The organism is Kitasatospora sp. NPDC028055 (genome assembly GCF_040637885.1).
Lineage (GTDB): Bacteria > Actinomycetota > Actinomycetes > Streptomycetales > Streptomycetaceae > Kitasatospora.
In genome coordinates, this window is sequence record NZ_JBEZXE010000021.1 from 87,321 (window position 1) to 107,880 (window position 20,560).

A 20,560-nucleotide genomic window follows, 5' to 3' on the forward strand; every position below is an offset into this window, starting at 1 on the left:
GTTCCACCCCACCGGCGGGCCACTGGCACGGTCGGCCGACCTCCCGTCCGCCCGCCCGCCCGCCCGGCGGTCCGGGCACGAGGGCTCAGTCCGTCGCGGCCAGGGTGCCGTCGAAGGTCGCGGCCGCCAGGCCGAAGGAGAGGGTCATCCCGACGCCCGAGGTGACCGAGATCGCCCGTACGCCCGGGGCCAGGTCGCGCACCAGCAGCGGGCCGCGCGCACTGCTGGCGTAGACGCCCTGCCAGCGCTCCAGGATCCGCAGGTCCGGCACGCCGAGCACCCGGGCGACGGCGGCGATCAGCAGCTCGTAGGTGCGCTCCTCGACGAACGGCGGGGTGGTGGCGTCGTAGTGGTGCGAGTCGCCGACCAGCAGGGTGCCGTCCGGCAGCCGGGTGAACATCACATTGGCGCCGATCCCCAGCAGCTCCGCGCTGTGGCCGAGCACCTCCGCGCGCAGCGGCGCGGCCGACGGCTGGGCGGTGAAGGCGTCGTAGCGGAGCATCGAGGTGGCGGTCAGCACCGCCGCGTTGGTGCGGAACCCGGCCGGGGCCTCGGCCCGGGCCATACTCAGGCGGCAGCGCTCGATCTCGTGGTCCTCGGCGACGTCGGGGAACAGGTAGTCGAGGTCGTGGCCGACACAGACCAGGATCCGGTCGCCCTGCACCGGGCCGCGGGTGGTGTGCACGGCGCCGGACTCGACGCCGGTGACGGCGGTGCCCCACAGCACCCGGCCGCGCGGGTGCTCGGCGACCCAGCGGGCCAGCGCGGGCGCGGCCTCGCGCGGGTTGACCCGCAGGTCGGCGGGGAGCAGCGCACCGCCGACCAGGTCGTCGGCCGCGCCGTCCACGCGGCCGAGCGCCTCGGCCGTCTGCGCGGTGGTGCGCAACTGGACGGCGTCCCCGCCGCGGTCGGCCCGCAGCTCGGCCAGCACGGCCGCCTCGGTCTCCGACCGGGCCACCACCAGCGCGCCGGCCTCCTCGGCCCAGAAGCCGGCCGCCGCGGCGGCGCGCAGCCAGCCGGAGCGGGAGCGCCGGGCCAGGCCGAGCAGTTCGCCGTCCTGGGCGGTGATGCAGCAGTGGCCGAAGTTGCGGATCGAGGCACCGACCGGCTGCCGGTCGCGCTCCACCACGGTGACGGACAGTCCGTTGCCGAGCGCCTCGAAGGCGTGGGCCAGGCCGACGATGCCGGCGCCGACGATCACCACGTCGCTGCGGCCGGGCGCATCGGCGGTGTCGCGCGAGGGGGAGACGGCGGAGGTGGTTGCGGATGCGGTGCTGCTGCTCATGGGCCCCAGCCAAGCGGCCGGCGAGCGCCGGAGTCAAGAGATGTATGTACAAGTCACCCCCTGTTCACCCGCCGGACGATCTTCGGGGCAACTTGGATGAACAGGAGAATCCGCAGGTGGACCGGCCTTGAGAAGTTCCGGCCCGGGGTGTCATAGTCGACTTGTGAAGACAAGTGAGGAGCTCCCTCTCCATCAACGGCTCGGCGCGGAGTTCCTGCGCCGCATCGAGTCCGGCGAGTGGCCGGAGGGCGAGCCGGTGCCCAGCGAGTCGCAGCTCTGCGCCGAGTTCGGCACCTCCCGCGGCCCGGTCCGCCAGGCCCTGGCGATGCTGCGGAGCACGGGCAGCCTGGTCGGCGGACGCGGCAAACCGCCCGTCGCCCACCGCACCACGCCCTCCCAGCCCTTCGGCACCTTCCTGTCCTTCACCCAGTGGGCCCGCAGCATCGGCCGCGAGCCCGGGCAGCACACCCTGGAGGTGGCCCGCCGCCGGGCCGCACCGGAGGCGGCCGCCCGGCTCGGCCTCGCCGAGGGCGAGCCGGTGGTCGAACTCGTCCGCCTGCGGCTGCTGGACGGCGTTCCGGCCATGCTCGAACGCTCCACCTTCGTCCACGAGGTCGGCCGGGTCCTGTTCGACTTCGACCCGGACACCGGCTCGGTCTACCAGGAGCTGCTGCGCCGCGAGGTGGACCTGCACCACGCCCGGCACACCATCGACGCCGTCGCCGCCGGGCCGCGCGACGCCGAGCTCCTGCGGATCGCCATCGGGGACCCGCTGCTGCGGGTGCGTCGGCTCACCACCTCCGGCCGGGGCGTGCCGCTGGAGTACGCCGACGACCGCTACCTGCCCGCGATGGCCACCTTCACCATCGAGAACACCGTCGAAGGCCGGACCGTGATCGGCCGCTACCGCACCGAAGAGGACTGAACACCGTGATCGAGCTCGCCGCCCTGGACATGGCCGGTACCACCATCAACGAGTCCGGCGCCGTGTACCGCGCGCTGCGCACCGCCGTCGAACGCAACGGGGTGGCCGTCGCCGAGTCCGACCTCCAGACCTGGATGGGCACCGACAAGCGCGAGGCCATCGCCGCCCTGGTCCGCATCGGCGGCGGCACCCCCACCCCGGAGCTGGTCGAGGAGAGCTACGCGGCCTTCGCGGAGTTCCTGCGCGAGGCCTACCGCGCCAACCCCCCGCAGGCCATCGAGGGCGTCGAGGAGGCCCTGGCCGAGCTGCGCCGCCGCGGCATCAAGGTCGCGCTCACCACCGGGTTCAGCGACGACGTCGCCCACCCGCTGCTGGAGTCGCTCGGCTGGTCCACCGGCGAGGGCGGCAACCTGGACGCCGTCGTCACCTCGGACGAGGTCCCGCGCGGCCGCCCGGCCCCGCACATGATCCACCGGGCGATGGAGAAGACCGGGGTGATCGACACCCGCCGGGTGCTGACCGCCGGGGACACCGTGGTCGACGTCGAGGCCGGCCGCAACGCCGGGGCCGGCGTGGTCGTCGGGGTGCTGACCGGGGAGCTCACCCGGGCCGACTTCGACGGGCACCCGCACACCCACGTGCTGGCGAGCGTCACCGAGATCCCCGCCCTGCCCGAGACCTCCCCCACGGCCTGACCCCACGGCCTGCCCCAGCGCTCCCGCCGCTCCCGCTGCCCCAGCGCTCCCGCTGCTCCCGTCACCGGATCGCGCCCCGGCGGCGGGAGCAGGTGTCAAGACGGCGAGAGGATCTCGTCAGGGTCCGCCGCCCCCGCCCCCCGGAATGCCGCACCCCCAGCGCCGAGGCGCTAACGTGGACGGCTTCCGTACCCGCGGTCCACCGAGGAGCAAAGCGCCGTGTCCGACAGCTTCGCGCACCTGCACGTCCACACCGAGTACTCGATGCTGGACGGGGCGGCGAAGAACGGAAAGCTGTTCGCCGAGGCGGAGAGACAGGGCATGCCCGCCATCGCGATGAGCGACCACGGCAACATGTTCGGCGCGTACGAGTTCTTCCACGCCGCCGCCAAGACCGGGGTGAAGCCGATCATCGGCATCGAGGCGTACGTCGCCCCGGCCTCCCGCTTCCTCAAGAAGCAGGTGTTCTGGTCGCCCGGCGGCCAGCGCCCCACCGGCGCCGACGGCGAGGGCGGCAAGGACGTCTCCGGCGGCGGCCGCTACACCCACATGACCATGTGGGCGCAGAACGCCACCGGCCTGCGGAACCTCTTCAAGCTCTCCTCGCTCGCGTCGATGGAGGGCTACTACATGAAGCCCCGGATGGACCGCGAGCTGATCGCCGCCAACGCCACCGGCATCATCGCCACCACCGGCTGCCCCTCCGGCGAGGTGCAGACCAGGCTGCGGCTCGGCCAGTACGACGAGGCGGTCAAGGCGGCCGGCGCCTACCAGGACATCTTCGGCAAGGAGAACTACTTCCTGGAGCTGATGGACCACGGCCTCGACATCGAGAAGGACGTCCGCGAGGACCTGCTGCGCCTGGCCAAGGACCTGAACATCCCGCTGCTGGCCACCAACGACTCCCACTACGTGACGGCCGACCAGGCGGACGCCCACGACAGCCTGCTCTGCGTCGGCGTGGGCAAGAACAAGGACGACCCGAACCGGTTCAAGTTCCAGGGCACCGGCTACTACGTCAAGACCGCCGAGGAGATGCGCGAGCTCTTCCGCGAGCTGCCGGAGGCCTGCGACAACACCCTCGCGATCGCCGAGCGGATCGAGTCGTACGAGGAGGTCTTCACCTACGTCGACCGGATGCCCCAGTTCGACGTGCCCGAGGGCGAGACCCAGGCCTCCTACCTGCGCAAGAAGATCGAGATCGGGCTCAAGCACCGGTACGGCGACAGCCCGAGCCAGGAGGTGCTGGACCGGATCGAGCTGGAGATGGGCGTCATCACCCCGATGGGGTTCGACGCCTACTTCCTCGTGGTCGCCGACATCTGCCAGTACGGGCGGGACAACGGCATCCCGGTCGGCCCCGGCCGTGGCTCGGCGGCGGGCTCGATGGTCGCCTACCTCACCGGCATCACCCAGCTGGACCCGCTGGAGCACGACCTGCTGTTCGAGCGCTTCCTCAACCCCGAGCGCATCAACCCCCCGGACGTCGACATCGACTTCGACGACCGCCAGCGCGACCAGATGGTCCGCTACGTGACCGAGAAGTACGGCGCCGCGTACACGGCCCAGGTGAACACCTTCGGCACCATCAAGGCCAAGGCGGCCGTGAAGGACGCCAACCGCATCCTCGGCTACCCGTTCGCGATGGGCGACCGGATCACCAAGGCGATGCCGCCGGACGTCATGGGCAAGGGCGTGCCGCTGGCCGACCTGTTCGACGAGAAGCACCCCCGGTACAACGAGGGCACCGAGATCCGGGCGCTGTACCAGAACGAGCCCGACGTCAAGAAGATCATCGACACCGGGCGCGGCATCGAGGGCCTGATCCGCGGCACCGGCGTGCACGCCGCGGCCGTCATCCTCTCCTCGACTCCGCTGCTCGACCTGATCCCGCTGCACATGCGGGACAAGGACGGCGTGATCATCACCGGCTTCGACTACCCGTCGTGCGAAGCCATGGGCCTGATCAAGATGGACTTCCTGGGTCTGCGGAACCTGGGCATCATCGACCACTGCATCAAAATCGTGAAGGCCAACCGGGGCATCGACGTCGACATCGAGAAGATCCCGATCGACGACCCCACCACGTACCAGCTGCTCGCCCGCGGCGACACCCTGGGCGTGTTCCAGCTCGACGGCGGCCCCATGCGCGCCCTGCTCAAGCTGATGAAGCCCACCGAGTTCGCCGACATCTCCGCCGTCTCCGCGCTGTACCGGCCCGGCCCGATGGGCATGAACTCGCACACCAACTACGCGCTGCGCAAGAACGCCCAGCAGGAGATCATCCCGATCCACCCCGAGCTGGAGGAGCCGCTCAAGGACGTCCTCGGCCCCACCTACGGCCTGATCGTCTACCAGGAGCAAGTGCAGCGAGCCGCCCAGGTGCTGGCCGGCTACTCGCTCGGACAGGCAGACCTGCTGCGCCGCGCGATGGGCAAGAAGAAGAAGGAGGTGCTGGAGAAGGAGTTCGTGCCCTTCCACGCGGGCTGCAAGGAGCGCGGCTACTCCGACGAGGCGATCCAGGCGGTGTGGGACGTCCTGGTCCCGTTCGCCGGCTACGCGTTCAACAAATCGCACTCCGCCGCGTACGGCCTGGTCTCGTACCAGACCGCCTACCTCAAGGCCAACTACCCGGCCGAGTACATGGCGGCGCTGCTCACCTCGGTCGCCGACGACAAGGACAAGATGGCCGTCTACCTGGCCGAGTGCCGGCAGATGGGCATCAAGATCCTCTCCCCCGACGTCAACGAGTCGGTGGTCGACTTCACCGCCGTCGGCAGCGACGTCCGCTTCGGCCTCAAGGCCGTGCGCAACGTCGGCGTGCCGGTGATCGAGTCCCTGGTCGGGACCCGCGACGAGAAGGGCAAGTACACCTCCTTCGCCGACTTCCTGGACAAGGTCGAGCTGGTGGTCTGCAACAAGCGCACCATCGACTCGCTGATCAAGGCCGGCGCCTTCGACTCGCTCGGGCACACCCGGCTCTCGCTCAGCAGCGTGCACGAGAGCGCCATCGACGCCGTCACCGGGGTGAAGAAGCAGCAGGCCATCGGGCAGGACGACCTGTTCGGCGCCCTGGACGGCGGTGACGGCGCGCCCGCCATCGGGCTGGACTTCCAGCTCACCGAGAACGAGTGGCCCCGACGCCAACTCCTCGCCCTGGAGCGCGAGATGCTCGGCCTGTACGTCTCCAGCCACCCGCTGGACGGCGCCGAGCACATCCTCTCCCAGAACCGCGACACCTCGATCGCCGAACTCCTCGGCTCCGGCCGCTCCGAGGGCGAGGTCCGGCTCTCCGGGCTGATCACCGGCGTGGACCGGCGGATCAACAAGGCGGGCAACGCCTGGGCGATCATCACCCTGTCCGACCGCGACGGCTCGGTGGAGGTGCTGTTCTTCCCGGCCACCTACAACCTGATGGCCGAGCAGATGATCGAGGACAACGTCATCTCGGTCCGCGGCCGCCTCAACGAGCGCGACGGCTCGCTGAGCATCTTCGGCCAGGAGATCACCACCCTGGACGTCTCCTCCGCCGAGCTCGGCACCAAGCCGCCGGTCCAGATCACCGTCCCGGCCTCCCGGATCACGCCCGAGGTGGTCGCCGAGCTCAAGCTCGCCCTCCAGGCGCACCCCGGGGACGTCCCGATCCGGCTGCTCACCACCAACTGGGACAAGAACACCCTGTACGAGCTGGGCTTCCGGGTGAACCCCGACAACGGGCTCGCCTCGGACGTCAAGACCCTGCTCGGCAACCGCGCCTGGGCGGGCGCGGCCGTACGCGCCGCCGCGGAGCAGCCCGCCGGGCGGTAGGGGCGCCGCCGGACGGGCCGGGGTCGGGTCGGCGCGCTGCTGCGCCCCGGCCCGGCCCCGGCCCGCTCCACGCCGGCCCTGGCCCGCCCCACCCCGACCCTCCCCGCTCGGTCCCGCCCCGCTCGGGCGGGCGCTTCGTGAATTCCCGTGGTCGCACGAGCCCCAGATGAAAACGGATATCATTATGGCGCGGGCAGTGGATCGTGCCGGTCGATTCCATTGCCAATCCGTATGGACATGACACACATTGGCATCGAAACGGGGAACGCGAATGCGCATGGACACAGCGGGAGTCGGGATGCCGGTGGACGCGAGCCTGGCCGGGGCCTGGCTGGAACGCTGGGAGCGCCAGCAGGAGCGGTACGCGGTGGGGCGCGAGGAGCGGTTCACCGTCATGGTCGACGTGGTGGAGCAGGTCGTCGGCCACCGCGCCCGGCCGCTGATCGCGGACCTCGGCAGCGGTCCCGGCTCGCTCTCCGCGCGGGTCGCCGAACGGCTGCCGCACGCCGAGGTCGTCGCCGTCGACATCGACCCGCTGCTGCTCGCGCTCGGCCGGGCCGGACACCCCCGGGTGACCCGCTGGGTGGAGACCCTGATCGGGCGCCCCGGCTGGATCGAGGACCTCGGGCTCGACCGTCCGCTGGACGCCGTGCTCTCCTCCACCGCGCTGCACTACCCGCCGCCGGAGGCGCTGCTCGGGATCTACCGCGACCTCGCGGGCGCACTGCGGCCCGGCGCCGTCCTGGTCAACGGCGACCACCTGATCCCCGAGGAGCCCTCCCTCGCCGAGCTCGCGCTGGCGATCGGCCGGCGCCGCTCCCAGCGCCGGGGCGTCGGCGGGGCCGAGGACTGGTCGCAGTGGTGGGACGCCGCCCGCCGGATCCCGGAGTTCGCCGAACTGCTGGCGGCCCGCGAGCGGCAGCTGCCGCCCAGCGAGGGCGACGGCAACGGCCTGTCCGCCGCCCAGCACGCCGGACTGCTACGGCTGGCGGGCTTCCGCCAGGCCGGATCGGTCTGGCAGTACGGCGCCAGCTCCGTCCTGGTGGCGGTGCGCTGACCGGAGTTGACCGCGGACCCAACTTCCTGTTGTCACAAACGGATTGAGTGCGTTCGTATTGGCACAGTCTTTGCTATGGCGTGACAGAAATCGCTGTTGATTCAAACTGAAAACAGTTACCGTTTCCCTCGGTCGTCGACCGGCCGGGTCAGCCCGTCGGCGTGCCGTGTGCCCCTCACCCCGGACCACCGACGGGAAGCTGAACGCCATGCGGCCCTCACCGCTGTACCTGGAACCACGGCTGGAGCCCCGGCTCCGATCCCTGCTGGACACCACCGACCTCCTGCACACCCTGGTCGACGCGCTCGGGTCACCGCTCAACCTGCTGCTGCCCGAACAGCTCGCCGACAACCTGGCCCGCTTCCGGTCCGTCTACCGCAAGCACCGCCTCACCGGGCGGATCTACTTCGCCCACAAGGCCAACCGCTCCAGCGCCCTGGTCCGGCGGCTCGCCGCCACCGACACCGGGCCGGGCACCAGATCGGAGACCGGACTCGACGCCGGGATCGACGTCGCCTCCCTCGGCGAGCTCCAGCACGCCCTCGGCGCCGGCTGCGCCCCCGGGCGGATCATGGCCACCGGCCCCAAGAACCGCGAGTTCCTCTGGCTCGCCGCCCGTACCGGCGCCACCGTCCACCTGGACTCGCTGGCCGAACTCGACGAGCTGGCCGACCTGGTGCGCAAGCACGCCCTCCCCCGGGTGCCCGTGATGCCCCGGCTCTCCGGCTTCCGCTCGCCCGGCGTCACCGTCCTCACCCGGCCGAGCCGCTTCGGCGTCCCGGCCGACGAGCTCGACGAACTGCTGGACGCCCTCGAACGCCACCGCGACACCGTCGAACTCACCGGTGTCGCCTACCACTTGGACACCACCGGCATCACCGAGAAGGCCGTCGCCCTGGAAGCCTGCATCCGGATCATGGACGACTGCCACCGCCGTGGCCTGCACCCCCGCACCATCGACATCGGCGGCGGCTTCGGCGTCAACTACCTGGCCGACGCCGCCCAGTGGGAGCGGTACACCACCGAACTGACCGACGCCGTCCTGGGCCGGCGGCCCGCGCTCACCTGGCAGGGGCACGGTTACGGGCTGCGCAACGAGTCCGGCACCCTGCGCGGCGCCCTGGGCCTGTACCCGGCGCACCGCCCGGTGGCCGCCGAGGCCTACCTGGACGAGCTGCTCTCCCACCCCGCGCCCACCCTCGGCCGGCCGCTGGCCACCCTGCTGCTGGAGAACATGTACGACCTGGCCGTCGAACCCGGCCGGGCGCTGGTCGACCAGTGCGGGGCCACCCTCGCCCGCGTCCTGGAGGTGCGGCGGGGGCCGGACGGCCCGGACGGCCCCCGGCTGGTGCGGCTGGAGATGAACGCCCGGGACGCCGGGCTGGAGGACCACGGGGTGCTGATGGACCCGGTGCTGATCCCCCGCTCCGGCGGGCCCGCTCCGTCCGACGGCTCGGCAAGCCCGGTGGGCGTCCACCTGCTCGGCAACCTCTGCCTGGAGGCGGACCTGATCACCCGTCGGGTGGTCCACCTCCCCCGCCTCCCCGCCCCCGGCGACCTGCTCGCCTTCGCCAACACCGCGGGCTACCTGATGGACTTCAACGCCGGCGGACCGATCCGGCAGCCCGTCGCGCGCAAGGTCGCCGCCTACCGGCAGGACGGCGCCTGGCACTGGCGCCTCGACGAGCAGTACTGGCCCCTCGACGCCACGGGGGCCGCGACACCCCAGGGGGACGGACGGGCATGAGGTACGACAGCATCACCGACGCGATCGGCGACACCCCGCTGGTCCGGATCGACCCGGCCGTGACCGGTCTGCGGAACATCGACCTGTACGCCAAGCTCGAACTGCTCAACCCCTTCGGCTCGGTCAAGGACCGCGCCGCCTGGAACATGACCCGCGAGGCGCTCCCCGCCGCCGTCGCCCGCGGCGACACCGTCGTGGAACTCTCCAGCGGCAACACCGCCAAGGCGCTCGCGCTGATCGCCGGCATGCACGGACTGCCGTTCAAGAGCGTCACCAACCGGATGAAGGTCCCCGAGATCAAGGACCTCCTGCTGCTGCTCGGCGCCGAGATCGAGGAGCTGCCCGGCCGGGCCGAGTGTCTCGACCCCACCGACACCGACGACCCGCTCACCCGCATCCACCGGATGCTCTCCACGGCCGGATCCGGCTATCTGCACACCGACCAGTACTTCAACCCGCTCAACCTCGACGCCCACCTCACCGGCACCGGGCCGGAGATCGTCCGCGACCTCGACGGCCGCGCCCCGGACGTCTTCATCGCCTGCGTCGGCACCGCCGGCTCCTCCACCGGCGTGGCGACCGTGCTGCGCGCCCACAACCCGGCGGTCGAGGTGCTCGGACTGGTCGCCCACAAGTCCGACTTCATCCCCGGCATCCGCACCATCGACGAGGTGCACGAGGTCGGCCTGTTCGACCCCGACACCTACGACAGCATCGCCTCGGTGACCGCCGAGCAGGCCATCGAAGGGATGCTCACCCTGGTCCGCCGCTGCGGCCTGCTGGCCGGCCCGACCGGCGGCGGCGCCTACTACGGCGCGCTGCGCCACCTCCGCGCCCTGGACGCCGAGTTGGCGGACACCGAGGAGCGCCGGACGGCCGTGTTCATCGTCTGCGACCGGGTCGAGAGCTACCTCGGCTACGTCCGCGACCGCCGCCCCGAACTGTTCGACCGGCCCGCCCGGCCGAACTCGGTGGGCACCCTGACCGAGGCCGAACTGGCCGCCGCCCGGGCCGTCGACGTGGACGCCGCCCGCAAGTGGATCGCCGAGGAGCACCCGTTGGTGATCGACCTGCGCGGCCCCTTCGCCTACGCCGCGCTGCACATCGAGGGCTCGGTCAACATCGTCGACGAGCTGTTCGACGAACTCCTGCACGGCGGCCTGCCGTTCGGCACCCGCCAGCCCGTCCTGCTGGCCTGTCCGGTCGGCGAGAAGTCGGTCCGGTACGCCGCGCTGCTCACCCGGATGGGGCACCAGGACGCCCGCAGTCTGGCGGGCGGCATCATCGGCTGGCGCGACGCGGGCGCGCCGCTGGTCCGGGACTGAGCGGAGGCCGCGAATGAGCACTCTCGACGAACTGGCAGGCTGGCACCGGGAGTTGCGGGAGCAGTTCCCGATCATCACCGGCGCCCCCGAGCAGGCCTACCTGGACAGCGCGGCCACCGCCCAGAAGCCGCGGGCAGTGCTCGACGCCGTCCACCACTACCTCACCACCGCCAACGCCAACGCCGGGCGCGGCACCTACACCTGGGCCAACGCCACCACCGCGCTGGTCGAACGCACCCGCACCCGGGTCGCCACCTTCCTCGGCGACCCGGCGCCCGGGCAGCCCTCCGGCGTGCACTTCGTCAGCGGCACCACCGAGGGCCTGCGCACGGTGGCCCGGGACTGGCTCCCCCGGCACCTGCGGGACGGCGACGAGATCATCGTGCCGTTCGCCGACCACCAGGCCAACGCCCTGCCCTGGCTGGAGGCGCAGCAGCTGCTCGCCGAACGCGGCGTGCGCGTCCGGGTCCGTGAACTCCCGTACGACCCGGCCTCGCACGACTACGACCACCGGGCGCTGCCCGGACTCGTCACCGAGCGGACGGCGTTCGTCGCCGCCACCCACGTCCACCACGTGTACGGCGCCGACATGAACGTCCACCGGATCCGGGCCGCCGTCGGCCCCGACGTACCGATCTGCCTGGACGCGGCGCAGAGCGTCGGCCACCTGCCGGTGGACGTCGGCCGGCTCGACGTCGACTTCGTGGTCTTCTCCGGCCACAAGGCGCTCGCCCTGCCCGGCACCGGCGCGATCTGGGCCCGCAACACCCGCGGTCCGGAGTTCCGCCCCGGCGGCTGGAGCGGCACCCCCAACACCTGCGGGATCGCCGGCCTGGAGGCCGCCCTGGACTGGCTCGACGCCGCCGGCACCGACCGCATCCAGCGCTGGACCACCGCCCTGGCAAGCCGCCTCACCGACGGCCTGCGCGGCTCCGACGCCTACCGGGTCCTCGGCTGCGAACAGAGCCTGGCCGCCGACTCCCCGGTGCAGCGCCGCGAGGCCATCGTCACCTTCCGGCACCGCGCGATCCCCTCCAACGACCTCGGCTTCGTCCTCGCCAGCCACGGCCTGATGGTCCGCGCCGACGGCCACTGCCAGGGCCGCGCCGGCGAGAGCGACACCTCGGTCCGGGTCAGCCTGCACGCCTACAACTCCCCCGAGGAGATCGACCGGCTGCTGGCCGTCCTGCCCGACCTGTAACCCGGGCCGTGGCAGGGGCGCTCAGCGGCGCCAGCGGTGGTAGGTGTTCCAGTCCCTGGTGATCCAGGTGCCGTCACCGAGCGGGACCACCTCGTCGACCTCGGGCATCGGGTACTCGACGCGGCCGTGCAGGGTGCCGGTGGCGGGGTCGGCGAGCCAGTGGCTGTGCTCGCGCCAGCGCTCCTCACCGAAGACGTACACCGCAGCCTCGTCGTAGGTGTTGTGGAGCGTCACCATCGCCGTGTCCTCGTCCACGAACCCGCTCCAGGAGGAGATGGACGGGTCGTTGTGCACCGAGCAGTCGCCGGTTCCGGGGGCCGGGAAGTCGCTCAGCCGCAGCGAGGCGATGACCCGGTAGGAGGGCAGCTCGTGCCAGCTGACGTCCCGTCCCCTCCGGTCGACGCTCATGCAGCGGGTCTGCCGCGGGGACGCGCCCAGGTACTCGCGCTCGGCCGGGAGGTGGCCGGCCTCCGCGTCCTGCGGCATCCGCCCGCCCAGGACGACGGCGCCGGACTCCCAGCCCGCCCGGTAGCGGGTGTCCGCCTCGCCTCCGCCGGACACCTTCACCCCGGTGACCTCGCCGCACTCGTCCAGCAGCAGGCTGACGAACCGCTCGTAGCCGCCGCACCGGAGCATGCTCCGGGCCAGCACCGCCCCCTCGGTGTCCAGGGTGAGCAGCAGGGTGCTGTCGGGCAGGCCGGAGGGCAGCCGCAGCCAGGTGCGGGGTTCCCGGCCGGGCCCGGCCGGCGTGAACGCGACGTACCCCCAGCGGTCCACCTCCCAGGTGCCGTACGGCTGCCGCCAGAGCGTCCGGCCGTCCCGGGCGACCGCGACGTACCCGGCCGGGGTGCCGAAGACGGCGAAGGAGAGGTCGGGGGCCGGCCAGGTCCGCGACCACAGCTCGGGGGACGGGGCCGGGAACTCGGCCGCGAGTTCGGCCCGTTCGCCGAGTTCGTAGAGGCGCAGCGCCTCGGTGCTGCGGACGTGCAGCCGGGGGACGGGGCCGCTGGGGTCGAGGAGGGTCCGGGTACCGGCCGGGTCCGGGATCGGGTAGCTGGCCACCAGCTCGGGTGTGATCGTCACGCCGCCATCCTCTCGTGGCGGGCCGACGGCCGCTGGCGGGATCTTGACGACCTACGGCGTTCACGCCACTCGTGGGGATGGGCCCCGGGACCGGAGGATGGAGCCAACGCCGACCGGGGAAGCCCGGAACGGCCCACCGAACCCCGCCCGACCAGCAGAGACCGAGGTCCTCCCATGTCCGCCAGCGCCGTCCTGAACGTCCCCGCCGCCACCCCGGCCGAGGCCGCCGCCCACTACGCCGCCCGGCTCGCCTTCGAGGCGGACGTCTCCGACGTCCACGCCGACCTGGCCTCCGGAGTGTCCGGCGTGGTGGTGGTCGACACCCGCAGCGAGGTCGCCTGGAACCAGGGCCGCATACCCGGCGCCGTGCACATCCCCACCGCGCGGATCGCCGAGCTCGCACCGCGGTTGATCGACCCGGCCACCCAGACCGTGGTCACCTACTGCTGGGGCCCCGGCTGCAACGGCGCCACCCGGGCCGCGCTGGCCTTCGCCCGCCTCGGCTACCCCGTCAAGGAGATGCTCGGCGGCTTCGAGTACTGGGTCCGCGAGGGCTTCGGGTACGACACCGCCACCGGCCCCGAGAGCCGCCCCGTCGACGACCTGACCGCCCCGCGCTCGGGCATCTCCTGCGCATGCTGAGCGCCACCGCACGGCCGGGCGGCACCATCCGCCCGGCCACCCCGGCCGACCTGCCCGCGCTCGCCCGCCTGTGCGCCGAGCACGCCGCCTACGAGCGCGCCGAGCCGGTGCCCGCGGACCTCGCCGCCCGGCTGGAGCCCGCACTGTTCACCGCGCAGCCGCGGGCGTGCTGCCTGGTGGTCGACCACGGCGGCGAGTTGACCGGCTACGCGAGCTACTCCAGGGAGTTCTCCACCTGGCAGGCCGCCGAGTACGTCCACCTGGACTGCCTGTTCGTCGCCGAGGCACACCGGGGCGAAGGGTGGGGCCGCGCCCTGCTCGACGCCGTACGGGAGGCGGCGGCAGAACTGGGCGCAGCGCAGCTGCAGTGGCAGACGCCCGACTGGAACACCGACGCCATCCGCTTCTACCACCGGGCAGGCGCCGTGGGCCGCCCCAAGGTCAGGTTCTCCCTCGCGGCGGTCCTCGACGCCGAGGCCACCGGCGCGGGCCCCGGGCCGGCGGTGGGGCCGGGCCGGGGGCCGCTCGGGGGCGTGGCCGGGGGTGTCGGCCGGGGGTGTCAGCCGTCGTTCTCCGCGGAGGGGAGGTAGGCGCCGGGGACGTCGTTCGGGGCGTGGATCGTGTCCTCGCCCGGGTACGGGGTCCGCCAGTTGTGCGTCTGGTACCAGGTCAGGTGGTTCATCTGGGCCGGGTTGGCCCGGTCCGGCGCCGCGTTCGGGCCGGTCAGCTGCTGCTTGGACTTCCAGTCCTCCCACTGGGCCGCGACCTGCCGCTCGGCCGCCGGCGGGGCGGTGGTCACCGGCGCCGCCGCCGCGTTCGCGTCCGGGGCACCGGGCACGTCGAGGCCGCAGGACGGCGGGGTCTTGAGGCCGTCGGTCAGCGAGGTGCGGTTGGGCACCGCGTCGAACGGGGTGAGGTCCGGCTTGTCGGTGAACGCGGTGGTCATCGGGCTGGCCGCGCTGTCCTTCTGGTTCATCGGGTGGATCCCGAGGATCTGCTCGATGGTGCGGACCATGGTGATCTGCGAGTAGTAGCGGCTGTCGACGGCGCCGTGCTGCGCCCAGGGGCTGATGATCTGGATCGGGGCGCGGTGGCCGTCGACGTGGTCGAGGCCGGCCTGGGAGTCGTCCTCGACCACGAAGATCGCGGTGTCCTTCCAGTACTCGCTGTGCGAGATCTCCTGGACGATCTTCCCGACCGCGAGGTCGTTGTCGGCGACCTGGGCGGCCGGTGCGGCCGGACCGCCGGTGTGGTCGCTGGACAGCCACAGCATGTTGAGGGCCGCCGGGCCGTTCTGCTCGAAGTCCTGCTTCCAGATCTGGTAGCGGTAGACGTCCGGGACGTCGGTGTCGAACTTCGGGAAGCCGGGCACCGACACGTCGTTGAGCGAGGGGATCGGCGAGGAGGAGTTGAGCGGGTAGGCGGTGTCGTCACCCGTCGCGTCCATGTTCTTGGCGTCGCAGTACAGGTTCTGCCAGGTCGCGCCGTCGGGCTTGGTGAGGAACTGGTGGAACTCGCCGAAGTCGCGCACGTCCTGGCCGGCCGCCTGGGCGCCGGTCCACAGGAAGCCCGTGCGCTGGTGGCCGAGGGCGTCGTCCTCGGTGTCGTAACTGCGCTCGTACTCCCCGGCCGAGGACTCGGTGTACTCCGGATTGTCCGCCTGCATCAGCCAGTTGTGGCCCTCGGCGGAGTTGGTGCCGATGTCGTAGGTGTTGTCGTAGAGCCCGAACTGCTTGGCCAGCGCCTGCTGGTTGGGCGTGACGTTGGCCCCGAACTGGGCCAGCTTCGGGTCGCCGTTGCCCTTGCCGATGTCGCCGAAGACCTGGTCGTAGGTCCGGTTCTCCTTGACGATCAGGAAGACGTGCTTGATCGTCGACGGGTCGCCGATCCGGGCCGGCACGGCGACGGGCTTCGCCTTGTGCCCGTCCGCCGTCCGGACGGCGCCCTTGGTCCAGCCGTTCTGCCGGAAGACCTGGTCCGTCCGGGAGCGGATCTCCTGGTCGGACGGCAGGGTGAACTGCGTCAGGCTGGAGGTGGTGTCGTGGGTGTTGTGGGCGCCGGTGGAGTTGGGGCGGCGCGCGTCGATGCCGCGGGTGTTGGAGACGACCACCTTGGCGCCGACGGTGGTGATCTCCGCCGGGAAGTAGTCGGTGGGCAGCAGGCCGACGTAGCTCACCGGCTCCTGGGCACTGGTGAAGCGGTAGACGGCCACCGCGTTGGCCCGGCCGAGGGTGACCAGCAGGCGCCCGTCGTCGGTGAGCGTGATCGCGGTGGGCTCGTAGCCCACCGAGGCCTCCGGCCAGGGTTTGGTGGAGATGCGCTGCACCACCTTGCCCCGCGCCGTGTCGATCACGGACACCTGGTCGGAGGAGGTGTCCGCGACGAAGACCGTCCCGCCCTTGGCGTACACGGCCGTCGGGTGCAGGCCGACCTCGATGGACCCGACGGCGGCGGAGCGGTTCGCCAGGTCGATCACGCTGACGGTGCCCGTGGTGGTGGCGCCGGTGTCCGGGTCAGCCGGCACCTGGGTGCCGTAGGAGTTCAGCGTGTCGTCGTCGGCGGTGGCGGCCCGGCCGCCCTCGTTGCTGACATACAGCTTCCGCCCGACCTGCACGATGCCGCGCGGTGCATTGCCGGTCGTCCAGCTCTGCCCGAGCGCGCCGGTGGCCGCGTTGATCTCGACCACCCGGTTCTGGCCGTTGACGGCCGCGTACACCGTCGAGGCGTCGGCCGAGAACACCGCGCCGGAGGCCAGCGCGTGCCTGCTGCCGTCGGCCGGGATGGCGATCCGCACCGGGTCGGCCAGCGAGCCGTCGGCCTGCACGGTGAACCTGGTGTAGCCGTCCAGCTGGCCGAGCCACAGCTGCTTGCCGTCCGGTGAGTAGACCGGGGCCTCCTGGCCGACCGAGCCGTCGGCCATGTGCGGGTCGGCGGTCTTGGCCTTGCCGGCGCGCTGCTGCACCTTGCCGGTCCTGAGGTCGACCACGACCAGCGAGGCGTCGCCGTCGGCCAGCGAGGCGGCCAGGTGGGTGCCGTCCGGGCTGACCCGGGAGCCCATCAGCTTGCCGTTGTTGATGACCAGGCGGTCGCCGTACGGGGCGATGTACTGGTCGCTGGATATCACCTGGCCGTCGGCGGTGACCTGGCCGACCTGGTCGGTGCCGAACTGGTGGGTGGTCGCGAAAGCGGTGCCGGTGGCCACGGCCACCGCCGTGATGCACGCCGTGGCCAGGGTGGCCCGGCGGCCTGTCCGGCGTGCTGCCCGGCGGCCGAGGAGCACGGGGTGCTCCCGCTGGACTCGTCGACGACGCGTTACCTGCATGGCGTCAGCCCTTCGTGTGAGTGCGCTGCGTTGATTCCGGTGTCTTCGCTGCGGGGTGCTGCGGGTGCTGCGGGGTGGTACGGGCGGGGCGGGGCGGTACGGGCGGGGCGCTCAGTCCGTCGAGGAGTCGAGCAGGTCGATCTGGCCGTCGAACTGCCACAGCGGGTTCGGCGCGTCCCCGGTGCCGGTGTGGACCAGGAAGTAGCCGTTGACCTCCTTCGGCCCGTCACCGTCGGCCATCACCCGGCCGTCCGAGGCGACGTCCAGCTGGTAGATCGCGGTGCCGGGGGCCTCGGTGCCGGGCAGGTGCCAGGTGACCACGCAGCGCCAGTCGTTGCCGGGGCCCTCCGGCTCGACCTGGCCGTCGCCCCGGTTGCAGTCCGCGGCCACCCGCAGGTCGGCCTCGGTGACGGCGGGGCGGTGCAGCTGCTCGGTCTGCAGCCGGTACAGGTGGGCGAACACGGTGGAGACCGTCCGCTGCACCTTCGCCCGGCTGATCCCCGAGCCGGTCGAGGGCGCGGCCACCGCGACCGCCCCGGTGGTCAGCGCGAGCAGCGCGGCCAGCGGCAGCACCCCGTGGGTGAGCGCGCGGCGCTTCTCGCCGTCCTCGCTGCCGTTGGTGAAGTCCCGCCGGACGAGCAGCCGGTGGGCCGCGGCCGTCGCCACCACGGCCCAGACCAGGCTGACCGCGACCGCGATCAGCAGCTCCGGCAGCCGGTTCGGCTCGGCGAACAGCCCGTTCCAGGAGACGAAGGCGTACCCGGGCAGGGCCAGTCGCAGCGGCGCCGGCAGCGGCAGCGTCTGGGCGAGCTGCATCGCGACCGCGGACAGGGCGGGGACGAGCAGGCCCATCGGGGAGCGGCCCAGCACGACCGAGCCGAGCAGGCCGAGCGAGGCCAGCGCCATCGTCGGCGCCAGCGCGGCGGTCCAGGCCAGCAGGACGCCCACGGCCGCGTCGGACGGTGCCAGCAGGTGCCCGTCGACGCCGACCAGCGGCCGGTCGCCGACCGCCGCGAGCCCGCCCACCGTGCTGGAGGCCACCAGTCCGGCCACCAGCAGAACGATCACGGTGGAGCTCGCCAGGGTCTTGGCGAGGAAGATCCGGTGCGGCGAACGGACCGCCACCAGCAGGTGCCGCCAGGTGCCGAGCCGGTCCTCGGCGGCGAACACGTCGCCCGCGACCACCGAGGTCAGCAGCGGCAGCGCCCAGGAGCCCGCGAAGCCCAGCAGCACCAGCGGGCCGGCCCAGCCCGTGGCGTGCATCCAGCGGCCGAACAGGGTGTCGGAGGGCAGCGTGCCCTGCTGGGCGACGGCGGCCACGAACAGCCCGGGCAGCGCCCAACAGGCCAGCACCAGCAGGCGGATCCGCCACTGCGAGACCAGCTTCACCAGCTCGAAGCGGTACACCCGGCCCACCGGCACCCGGCGCGCTCCGGCGCCTGCGGCCGCACCGGCCGCCGCCTTCCCCGCCGTGACCGTGCTCATCGCCCGTCCTCCTGCTGCTCCTCGGTCAGGGCGAGGTACGCGGCCTCCAGCGGCGACACCACGGGCGCGACCTCGCGCACCCGTACGCCCTCCTGCACCAGCCCGTCCACCAGCCGCTCGACGGCCGGGCCGCTGGCACGCACCACCAGCGCCTCCGTACCGCGCCACGCCCCGGCCCCGTCCAGCACCGCCACCCCGGCCGTCCCGACGGCCACCCGCCGCGCGGCGCGCAGGTCGGAGGTGAGCAGCCGGTGCTCCAGCGCGCGGGTCTCGGCGGCCAACTCGCCCAGCGGGCCGGAGAACCGGACCCGCCCGGTGGCGAGGATCGTCACCTCGGAGCAGAGCGACTCCAGGTCGTCCATCCGGTGGCTGGACAGCACGACGGTGACGCCGTCCTCGGCGAGCCGGCGCAGCGCCCCGTGGACGTGCTGCTTGCCCGCCGGGTCCAGGCCGTTGGAGGGCTCGTCGAGCACCAGCAGCCGCGGCCGGGTGAGCAGCGCGGCCGCCAGGCCGAGCCGTTGGCGCATGCCCAGGGAGAAGCCGCGCACCCGGTCGTCGGCGACGTCCCGCAGCCCGACCTCGAACAGCACCTCGTCGATCCGCCCGGCGCCGGCGTCCTCCCCGCGCAGGGCCGCCAGCGCGGCGAGGTTGCGCCGCGCGGTCAGCGAGGGGTAGAGGCCGGGGCCGTCGACGAACCCGGCCACGCCGTCGGGTGCCGCGAGCGCCCGGCCGACCGGTCTGCCCAGCACCTCCAGCTCGCCGCCGTCGGCGACGGCCAGCCCGAGCAGCAGCCCGAGCAGGGTGGTCTTCCCCGCTCCGTTCGGCCCGGCGAGCCCGTGGATCCGCCCGGGGAGCAGCTCAAGACCGACCCCGTCGAGCGCCACGACGTCACCGAAGCACTTCGTCAATCCCCGTGCCCGTACAGCAGGTTGCGTGTCTTCCATGGCTCCTTCTCGCAGTCCCCCAGGGAAGGTAGGGGGTTGGCGGGGCGGCGTCAGGAGCACGCGGTTGAACTCCGGGGGAACAGCGGGTCGGCGCCGTGGCGGGGCCGTCGGCCCTCGCCCTGGCGAGCATCGCGTCGCGCCGGGGCCTCACCGCCGGAGTCTCACCGCCGAGGACTCACCGCTGGGGCAGCCGGGGCCTCACCGCCGGGGCAGTCGGGGCACCGGCGCCCCGGCGGCGCGCAACCTGGCCTCGGTCAGCGCCGTCAGCCGGGCCGAGTTCCGCAGCTCGCCCTCGCGGTGCCGGTCGATCAGCCGGTACTGGGTGGCGGCCCTGCTCCAGGCCTCCAGACCGGCCTGGTCCGCCAGCAGCGCGGGATTGGCGAGGTAGCGCTCGGCCATGGCGTCGGCGAGTTCCTCCAGCCGAGGATCGTCCGGTTCCCAGCCCTCGGCCTCCCAGGCCTGCTGGGCCAGGTCGACGAACCCGGGGTCGTCCAGCTGCCGTTCGAGCTGGGCGAGGAAGGCGTCGAAGCCGCCGGGCACCAGCACCCGGGCGAGCACCAGCGCCTCGCGCTGCCCGGCCACGTAGTCCGGGCCGAAGCCGAGTCCGGCCATCCGGTCCAGGACGGCGCAGGCGCGGTCGGGCAGCAGGGCCCGGTCGCCCTCGGCCAGTCGGTGCAGTGTGGCGCGGCGCTGCTCCAGTTCGGCGATCCGCTCGGCCAACCGTCGTTCGACGTCGGCCAGGGCGGCGGCGAACTCCTCCGCCCCGGCGTCGAGCAGCGGCCCGATCTCGGCCAGCGGGACCCCGGCGGTGGCCAGCGTGCGGACCTGCACCAGGCGCAGCAGCTGGTCCGAGCCGTACCGCCGGTAGCCGGAGCCGTCCCGCGGCGGCTCCGCCACCAGCCCGTGCTCGTGGTAGTGCCGCACCGTCTTCACCGAGACGCCCAGGAAGGCCGCCGCCTGACCGATCGTGACTCCGCTCATCATCCGCCAAGCTTCTCCTGTGATCGGCTCCGTCGGCGAGGCGCCCCCGGCCGGGCGCCCC

The 20,560-nt window shown here is 72.7% G+C and carries 15 protein-coding genes; 9 read left to right on the forward strand and 6 right to left on the reverse strand.

The features are described 5' to 3' along the window. Window positions 1-85: 85 nt before the first annotated feature. A complete protein-coding gene (locus tag AB0F71_RS21665; RefSeq protein ID WP_360236881.1) occupies window positions 86-1,285 on the reverse strand; it encodes a TIGR03364 family FAD-dependent oxidoreductase in 1,200 nt (399 codons plus the stop codon). A 163-nt stretch (window positions 1,286-1,448) separates the two neighbouring features. Here AB0F71_RS21665 and AB0F71_RS21670 point away from each other — a divergent pair, with 163 nt between their 5' ends. The 7 genes from AB0F71_RS21670 to AB0F71_RS21700 all read left to right on the forward strand — a co-directional run bounded on the left by AB0F71_RS21670 (window position 1,449) and on the right by AB0F71_RS21700 (window position 12,042). After that, complete coding sequence (locus AB0F71_RS21670; protein ID WP_360236884.1) at window positions 1,449-2,210, forward strand: GntR family transcriptional regulator; 762 nt, start codon at window positions 1,449-1,451, stop codon at window positions 2,208-2,210. A gap of 5 nt (window positions 2,211-2,215) precedes the next feature. Then, entirely contained in the window at window positions 2,216-2,905 is a 690-nt protein-coding gene (locus AB0F71_RS21675) for a phosphonatase-like hydrolase (protein ID WP_360236887.1), read from the forward strand. Window positions 2,906-3,124: 219 nt separating this feature from the next. After that, a complete protein-coding gene (dnaE, locus tag AB0F71_RS21680) occupies window positions 3,125-6,712 on the forward strand; it encodes a DNA polymerase III subunit alpha (protein ID WP_360236890.1) in 3,588 nt (1,195 codons plus the stop codon). A 277-nt stretch (window positions 6,713-6,989) separates the two neighbouring features. Next, window positions 6,990-7,769 (forward strand): class I SAM-dependent methyltransferase, encoded by a 780-nt coding sequence (locus AB0F71_RS21685; protein ID WP_360236893.1) that lies wholly within the window; start codon window positions 6,990-6,992, stop codon window positions 7,767-7,769. 208 nt (window positions 7,770-7,977) lie between these two features. Continuing rightward, window positions 7,978-9,516, forward strand: a complete 1,539-nt coding sequence (locus AB0F71_RS21690; protein WP_360236896.1) for a Y4yA family PLP-dependent enzyme — start codon at window positions 7,978-7,980, stop codon at window positions 9,514-9,516. After that, window positions 9,513-10,841, forward strand: coding sequence for a pyridoxal-phosphate dependent enzyme (locus AB0F71_RS21695; protein WP_360236899.1), 1,329 nt, complete (start codon window positions 9,513-9,515; stop codon window positions 10,839-10,841). The genes AB0F71_RS21690 and AB0F71_RS21695 overlap by 4 nt, the downstream gene beginning before the upstream one ends. Window positions 10,842-10,854: 13 nt before the next feature. Continuing rightward, entirely contained in the window at window positions 10,855-12,042 is a 1,188-nt protein-coding gene (locus AB0F71_RS21700; RefSeq protein ID WP_360236902.1) for an aminotransferase class V-fold PLP-dependent enzyme, read from the forward strand. A gap of 21 nt (window positions 12,043-12,063) precedes the next feature. Here the strand turns inward: AB0F71_RS21700 and AB0F71_RS21705 are convergent, their stop codons facing one another. Further along, a complete protein-coding gene (locus AB0F71_RS21705; RefSeq protein ID WP_360236905.1) occupies window positions 12,064-13,125 on the reverse strand; it encodes a hypothetical protein in 1,062 nt (353 codons plus the stop codon). A 174-nt stretch (window positions 13,126-13,299) separates the two neighbouring features. Here AB0F71_RS21705 and AB0F71_RS21710 point away from each other — a divergent pair, with 174 nt between their 5' ends. Together AB0F71_RS21710 and AB0F71_RS21715 are read left to right on the forward strand one after the other, a co-directional pair. Beyond that, entirely contained in the window at window positions 13,300-13,767 is a 468-nt protein-coding gene (locus AB0F71_RS21710; protein WP_360236908.1) for a rhodanese-like domain-containing protein, read from the forward strand. Beyond that, a complete protein-coding gene (locus AB0F71_RS21715; protein ID WP_360236911.1) occupies window positions 13,761-14,357 on the forward strand; it encodes a GNAT family N-acetyltransferase in 597 nt (198 codons plus the stop codon). Before AB0F71_RS21710 ends, AB0F71_RS21715 begins: the two co-directional genes overlap by 7 nt. Here the strand turns inward: AB0F71_RS21715 and AB0F71_RS21720 are convergent. The 4 genes from AB0F71_RS21720 to AB0F71_RS21735 form a co-directional block, all read right to left on the reverse strand. Then, on the reverse strand, window positions 14,327-17,089 hold the full coding sequence (locus AB0F71_RS21720; RefSeq protein WP_360236914.1) for an alkaline phosphatase family protein: 2,763 nt from the start codon (window positions 17,087-17,089) through the stop codon (window positions 14,327-14,329). The genes AB0F71_RS21715 and AB0F71_RS21720 overlap by 31 nt on opposite strands. Window positions 17,090-17,200: 111 nt before the next feature. Further along, window positions 17,201-18,574 (reverse strand): ABC transporter permease, encoded by a 1,374-nt coding sequence (locus AB0F71_RS21725; protein WP_360236917.1) that lies wholly within the window; start codon window positions 18,572-18,574, stop codon window positions 17,201-17,203. Continuing rightward, entirely contained in the window at window positions 18,571-19,518 is a 948-nt protein-coding gene (locus AB0F71_RS21730; protein ID WP_360236919.1) for an ABC transporter ATP-binding protein, read from the reverse strand. Before AB0F71_RS21730 ends, AB0F71_RS21725 begins: the two co-directional genes overlap by 4 nt. A 198-nt stretch (window positions 19,519-19,716) precedes the next feature. Next, entirely contained in the window at window positions 19,717-20,502 is a 786-nt protein-coding gene (locus AB0F71_RS21735; RefSeq protein ID WP_360236922.1) for a MerR family transcriptional regulator, read from the reverse strand. Window positions 20,503-20,560: the final 58 nt, after the last annotated feature.